The organism is Achromobacter insuavis, from assembly GCF_902859645.1.
In the GTDB taxonomy this organism is placed as follows: Bacteria; Pseudomonadota; Gammaproteobacteria; order Burkholderiales; family Burkholderiaceae_B; genus Achromobacter; species Achromobacter insuavis.
Genome location: NZ_CADIJR010000071.1, coordinates 22,057 through 28,416 on the forward strand (window position 1 = coordinate 22,057; position 6,360 = coordinate 28,416).

The following is a 6,360-nucleotide window of genomic DNA, read 5'->3' on the forward strand; positions in this document are numbered from 1 at the left end:
TAGCGAGATTCTCCTTGCACAGTTCAGAGCACGTATCCGACCCCCGCGGAACTGCGAACGACGATATCCCCGTCATGCCCGTCGTGCGGCTGTTCGACCTCGATATCGCGGCAGTTTCCTTCGATGAGGCCGTCGAAGGCCTGGCGCAGGCGGCCGTGCGCCGCGACGGCCGCGCCCGCATCGTGGTTACGCCCAACGTCGATCATGTGGTGCGCCTGGATGCCTCGCCGGAATTCCGCGAGCGCTACGCCCAGGCCGATTTCATCTTCGCCGACGGCATGCCGGTGGTGTGGGCCAGCCGTTTCCTGGGCCAGCCGCTGCCCGAACGCATCACCGGTTCCGACCTGTTCGTCGCGCTGTGCCAGCGCGCCCAGCGCGAGGGCTGGCAAGTGATGCTGCTGGGCGGCATGCCCGGCTCCGAGCCCGACCTGCTCGCGCGTTTCGCGCAGTATTACCCGGGCTTGAACATCGATATCGTCAGCCCCTCGATGCGCTTCGATCCGCTCGGACCCGAAGGGCAGGCCTATGCCGACCGGGTGCGCGAGCGCCAGCCCGATGTCGTTTTCCTGTGCGTGGGCATGCCCAAGCAGGAACACTGGGTGCTGCATCACGCCGGTGAATTGCCCGGCGGCATCCTGCTGTGCGTGGGCGCCGCGATGGAATTCGCCATCGGCCTGCAGCGCCGGGCGCCCATGTGGATGCAGCGCGTCGGCCTGGAATGGCTGTGGCGCCTGGCCAGCAATCCGCGCCGCCTGTGGCGCCGTTACCTGGTCGACGATCCACGCTTCCTGGGGCTTTGCTGGCGGCAGTGGCGCAAGCGGCGCGGCTCGGCGCCGTGATCTTGCGCCCCAGCGCCAGCCTTGCCGTGGATGGCGGGGCCACGCGAGGCACGTTCACGATCGGACGCAAGCTGGCCGCGGCCAGCCTGATGCTGTGCGGCGCCCAGGCGGTCGGCGCGCCGGGGCCGGCCGATTACGCGGTGCAGCTGGGCAGTTCCTACCAATACCAGAGCAATCCCGCGCGCTTGCCGCAGTCGTCTTCCGACATCCGCGGCGCGGGCGTGTGGGTCAAGTCGATGGGCCTGGGGCTGCGCATGCCGCTGCTGTCCGACGACACCCGGCTGGACATGGGCGGCACGCTGTCCGACGCCCGCTACAGCAACAACCGGCAGCTCGATCACCAGCCGAGCAACATGCTGTCGACGCTGCACTGGCGCGCCGGCCGCCTGTTCGCCGGGCGCTTCGACTACGGCTACCAGCGTCAGCTCAATCCGAACATGGCGAACACCTGGCCCGATCGCGACCTGCAGACCCGCGACAACAAGTCCGCCGAACTGGGCTTGCGCGTCTCGGAGCGGCTGACGCTGCCCGTGTTCGGCGTCTTCAGCAACGGCACGCGCTACGACCAGGACGTCAACCGCACGCTCTACGACCGCAAGGACCAGGGCTGGCAGCTGTCGGCGCGCTATGCCGGATTCGGCCGCTCCTTCGCGCAGACGGGCTTGCGCCATACCGAGGTCGATTACTACGGCCGCACGCCGGAACTGGTCGCGACCATCGATGACCGCTACACCGATAACGAGGCTTTCGCCGCGGCGCGCTGGGAGTACAGCCCCAAGACCCTGCTGCAGGCGCGCGTCGGCCTGCTCAAGCGCAGCTACGAACACCTGGGCGACCGCGACACCAATCTGTTCACCTTCGCCGGCCGCGCCACCTGGGACTATTCGCCCAAGACGCGCCTGGACCTGCAGCTGTGGCGCCGGCCCTACGCCTATGACGACGATCCCACCGTGCTGTATTCGATCCAGACCGGCGGCCTGGCCTCGGTGACGTGGCGGCCCACGGTCAAGACCGCGTTCCAGCTGGGCGCCGAGCTGACCCGCCAGCGCAACACCGCCTTCACCGGCGGCAATGACCAGACCCTGCAGATCCGCCGCTTCGGCGCGCGCGTGCAATGGCAGCAGGAAGACAACCTGCGCTGGACCGTCGATGTCTACCGCGATCGGCAGATGGGCGAATCCGCTGGCGACAGCTACAACCAGAACTTCGTGCGCGTCGGGCTGGAATACACCTTCGGCAGCCGCGGCAAGGAAAATCTGCGGCTGATGATGCAGCCGACCGACTGCCAATGGCGGCGACCGGAACTGGCGATGTGCGATCCGATGGGCGAGGAACCCTGAACGCTCAGTAGGCGTTGCGGTCCCAGAAGATCACGAGCACGGTGCGGAACAGGATCTTCAGGTCCAGCATCAGCGACCAGTTGGCGATGTAGTAGCGGTCGTAGCGCACGCGCTGCAGCATCTTGTCGGTGGTGTCGGTCTCGCCGCGCAGGCCGTGGATCTGGGCCCAGCCGGTGATGCCGGGCTTGACGCTGTGGCGCAGCATGTAGCCCTGGATCATGCGTCGGTAGATCTCGTTGTGCTCGGCCGCGTGCGGGCGCGGGCCGACCAGGCTCATGGTGCCGGCCATCACGTTGAACAGCTGCGGCAGCTCGTCCAGCGAACTCTTGCGCAGGAAGCGGCCGATGCGCGTCACGCGCGAATCGCCCTGTTGCGCCTGGCGCAGCGTGCCATCGGCCTCGGCGCCGGCGTTGGCGCGCATGGAACGGAACTTGAACACCGTGATCGGCAGGCCGCGTTCGCCATAGCGCATCTGGCGGAAGATGACCGGCCCGGGCGAGTCGAGCTTGATGGCCAGCGCGATCACCAGCATCACCGGCGACGCCAGCAGCAGCATCAGGCCGCCCAGCGTCAGGTCCATGGCGCGCTTGAGGCTGCGCGACAGACCCTGCATGTGCGTTTCGTGCAGCGCCAGCAGCGGCACGCCGGCGATTTCGGCGCTGCTGGCCGTCAGTTCGCCCAGGAACGGCGACTCGGGCATCAGGTAGATGGCGGCGGTCGAGTCATACAGCCGGTTCATGAGGTTGAGTACGACCGGGTTGTCCTTGGTGTCGTCCAGCGTGACGAAGGCCATGCCGTATTCGCCCGCCTCGATGCGGGTCAGCGCGTCCGGATAACGGCCCAGATAGGGCGGCGGCGTCGGTTCGCCCTTGCGCGTGCGCACCTGCTCCTCGGCGTAATAGCCCGCCGTGTGGATGCCCAGGATGGGCGAGCGCTGCAGGCGCATGGCGAGCTTGCGCGCTTCGGGGCCCATGCCGAAGAACACGGCCGAGCGGCGGCTGGCGGACGCGTTGTTCAGGCGATAGGCGGTGCGGCGCAGGCCGTAGAGGGCAAGGACCTGCAGCGGCAGGGTGATGGCCGCCCACTTCAGCAGCAGCACGCGCAGCGACTCGGTGTCGGTGGCGCTGCCGGGCAGGAAGAACAGCGCGACCAGCGCCAGGAACAGCACGCTGAACCAGCGCATCACGCCGCGGCTCAGCATCCACCACACGCTGCGGGCGCTGATCAGCAGGGTGAAGCGGGCGAAGGCGATGGAGGCGCCCGCGGCGAGGATGACCGGAATCCAGCCGCGGAAGATGGGCGACGCCATGTCCTCGGCCAGTGTCAGGCCGAGAAAGGTGCCGGCGTTGATCAGCGCGCAGATCAGGCCCGTGAGGGCCATGAAGGAGCGCTGAGGGTGGCTGGGCGTCGCGTAGGTGAGCATGGAAAAGGTGGTGGGGGGATCAGCGACCGTAGACATCATCAAACCGCACAATATCGTCCTCGCCCAGATACGGGCCGGACTGCACTTCTATCAGCTCCAGGTCGATGGAACCCGGATTCTCCAGGCGGTGTTTTACACCCAGAGGAATATACGTGGACTGGTTTTCCGTCAGCAGGAAGACCTCGTCGCCGCGCGTGACGCGCGCCGTGCCGGTGACGACGATCCAGTGTTCGGCGCGGTGGTGGTGCATCTGCAGCGACAGCCGGCCGCCGGGCGCCACGCGGATGCGCTTGACCTGGAAGCGGTCGCCGTTGTCGATGGCGTCGTAGCTGCCCCACGGCCGGTAGGTCAGGCGGTGGGCCGTGGCCTGCGGACGCCTGGCCTGGTTCAGGCGGGCGACGATGCGGCGCACGTCCTGCACCTTGTCGCGCGCCGCTACCAGCAGGGCGTCGGCGGTCTCGACCACCACGGTGTCCTCCAGCCCCAGCAGCGTGACCAGGCGGTGGCTGGAATAGGCGTAGACGCCATGGCAATCCTCGGCCACCACGTCGCCGCGCAAGGCGTTGCCGTCGGCGTCCTGCGGCGCCAGCTGCCACAACGAGGCGAACGAGCCGATGTCGCTCCAGCCGGCGTCCAGCGGCACCATGGCCACGCCCGCATCGCGTTCCATGACGGCGTAGTCGATGGAGTCGGACGGGCAGGCGGCAAAGGCGGCCTCGTCGATGCGCAGGAAGTCGCCGTCGTGGCGCGGCGCGGTCATGGCCTGGCGGCAGGCCGCCAGGATGTCCGGGCGGTGCGCCTGCAGGGCCTGCAGGTAGCGCGAGGCGCGGAACAGGAACATGCCGCTGTTCCAGAAGTACTGGCCGCTCGCCAGGTATTGCGCCGCGGTGGCCGCGTCGGGTTTCTCGACGAAGGCCTCGACGTCGGCCACGCCGTCGTGGGTGGCGCCGGCGCGGATGTAGCCGTAGCCGGTCTCGGCGTAGGTGGGCTGGATGCCGAAGGTGACCAGGCGGCCGGCCTCGGCGGCCGGCAGCGCCTGGCGCACGGCGTCGTGGAAGCGCTCGACGTCGGGCACCGCGTGATCGGAAGGCAGCACCAGCAGCACGGGGTCGGCGCCCTCGGCCTGCGCCAGCAGGGCGGCCAGGGCGATGGCCGGCGCCGTGTTGCGGCCGACGGGTTCGAGCAGGACGGTGGGTTGCTGCTGGCCGATCTGGCGCAGTTGTTCGGCGACGATGAAGCGGTGTTCCTCGTTGGCCACGAAGATCGGCGCCAGGCCGCCCAGGCCGGCCACGCGTTCACAGGTGGCCTGCAGCGGGGAGAGGTCGCCAAGCAGGGGGAGGAATTGTTTGGGGTAGCTGCCGCGGGACAGCGGCCATAGACGGCTGCCGGTGCCGCCTACCAGCAGTACGGAACGCAGTTGCGGCGTGGTACTCGACATCGGAAGTCCCTTGCAATCTTGTCGCCGGCGGCGCGTGGCGCAGCGGGGCGGGATACTCATCGGTCGCGGCACACGGTCTGCGTCCTGCCAGCGGCCTCAACTATAAAGGCTGCGCAATCGGCTGTGGCAAAGTGTTTGCAAATCTTTAAGATCTTTAAGATGTGTATGTCTTTAAATTGATTGTTGTCTTCACTATACTAAAAGACTGTGCCGCAGCGCAGGCTGGATGCATATATATCGATGCATTTTGCTATTATCGGCAATATAAGTCAGCACGCGTTAATACTGCCCGAAACAAAACGTTTACGAGCATCCGTGAAAAGACTTCAAACCGATGACACCACGCGCTGCCGTCTAAGACGCAAGGTCATGCTCCAAGAATGCGGCCTAAAGTACCGCAGCTCCGCCTTGCCAACTCGCGGATGCAGGCTATGTCAAGCCTGAATACCAGGATGTCCCCCGTGTCGTCCGCGCCTCAATGGGCGCGCGTTTTGCCGCGCGCGGCCGCGAATCGCATCCCGGCCTGTCTGAAACAACCCGGCACGCCGGCTTTTGCCCGGCTCGCCGCTTGCCTGCTAGCCTTGCCTTTCAACACTTGCCCTGGTCCCGCGGCGCGTCGCGCTGACGCTTGCGGGCCAAGTCCTGTCGCCTGTCCATGACGAAGGAACAACGTGCAAAGCGCCATCCTCTCCCACCTCGATGATCGACTCTGTGCCAGCCAGTGGCGCGATGTGCTGGCGGCCTTCGCCCAGGAGCTGTCGCAGGATCTGACCGTGCAGCGCTTGCACACGCTGATGCGGCGCGCCGGCGAGACATTCGCCGACAAGCATGCGCTGTCGAGCGCCGCGTCGATCGTCGAGATGCAGTCCGCCATCAATCAGGTCTGGCGTCCGCTGGACTGGGGCTGGGTGGAAATCGAAGAAGCCGAGGATCACCTGGCGCTGGCGCACTACTGCGCGCCGCTGCGCGCGGCGTTCGGCGCCACGCACCTGGACTGGAGCGCGGGGTTCCTGGAAGGCGCCTACGAATCGTGGATGCGCCTGCTGGGCGCCGATGCGCAGTTGAAGGTGACGCAGCAGCGCGCGTCCGATGAACACAGTGTCATTCTCTACCGGTTCGGCCGCTAGGACGCGGGACCACGGATGAGAGACGACAACGACATCACCAGCCTGTATCGCGAGTTCGGGGGCGATCCCCGCAACTATCGCGAGATCGGCCGCGAGGACCGGGCCCACGCCGCGCGCGGCCGCTGGCCGTTGCTGAGCCGCATCCGGCCGGGGCAAGCCAGCGTGCCGCCCGCCGCCGGCGATTCGCCCGCCG

6 protein-coding genes are annotated in these 6,360 nt (G+C 67.3%); 4 read left to right on the forward strand and 2 right to left on the reverse strand.

Annotated elements, in window-relative coordinates; translation table 11 throughout:
• The first annotated feature begins 74 nt into the window (after positions 1-74).
• Positions 75-839, forward strand: a complete 765-nt coding sequence (locus tag H0523_RS25520) for a WecB/TagA/CpsF family glycosyltransferase (protein ID WP_054430928.1) — start codon at positions 75-77, stop codon at positions 837-839.
• Entirely contained in the window at positions 836-2,179 is a 1,344-nt protein-coding gene (locus H0523_RS25525; protein ID WP_156350050.1) for a hypothetical protein, read from the forward strand. Before H0523_RS25520 ends, H0523_RS25525 begins: the two co-directional genes overlap by 4 nt.
• Before the next feature lie 4 nt (positions 2,180-2,183).
• Here the strand turns inward: H0523_RS25525 and H0523_RS25530 are convergent, their stop codons facing one another.
• Both H0523_RS25530 and H0523_RS25535 read right to left on the reverse strand, forming a co-directional pair.
• Positions 2,184-3,638: an undecaprenyl-phosphate glucose phosphotransferase gene (locus H0523_RS25530; protein WP_306670215.1), complete on the reverse strand. Its 1,455-nt coding sequence runs from the start codon at positions 3,636-3,638 to the stop codon at positions 2,184-2,186.
• Entirely contained in the window at positions 3,622-5,040 is a 1,419-nt protein-coding gene (locus tag H0523_RS25535; RefSeq protein WP_054430925.1) for a mannose-1-phosphate guanylyltransferase/mannose-6-phosphate isomerase, read from the reverse strand. Before H0523_RS25535 ends, H0523_RS25530 begins: the two co-directional genes overlap by 17 nt.
• 671 nt (positions 5,041-5,711) lie before the next feature.
• Between H0523_RS25535 and bcsD the strand changes: the two genes are divergently transcribed.
• Entirely contained in the window at positions 5,712-6,167 is a 456-nt protein-coding gene (gene bcsD / locus H0523_RS25540; protein ID WP_231689938.1) for a cellulose biosynthesis protein BcsD, read from the forward strand.
• Between the two features lie 15 nt (positions 6,168-6,182).
• The coding region (gene bcsP, locus H0523_RS25545) for a cellulose biosynthesis protein BcsP (protein ID WP_218950885.1) at positions 6,183-6,360 on the forward strand (178 nt) is incomplete at its 3' end.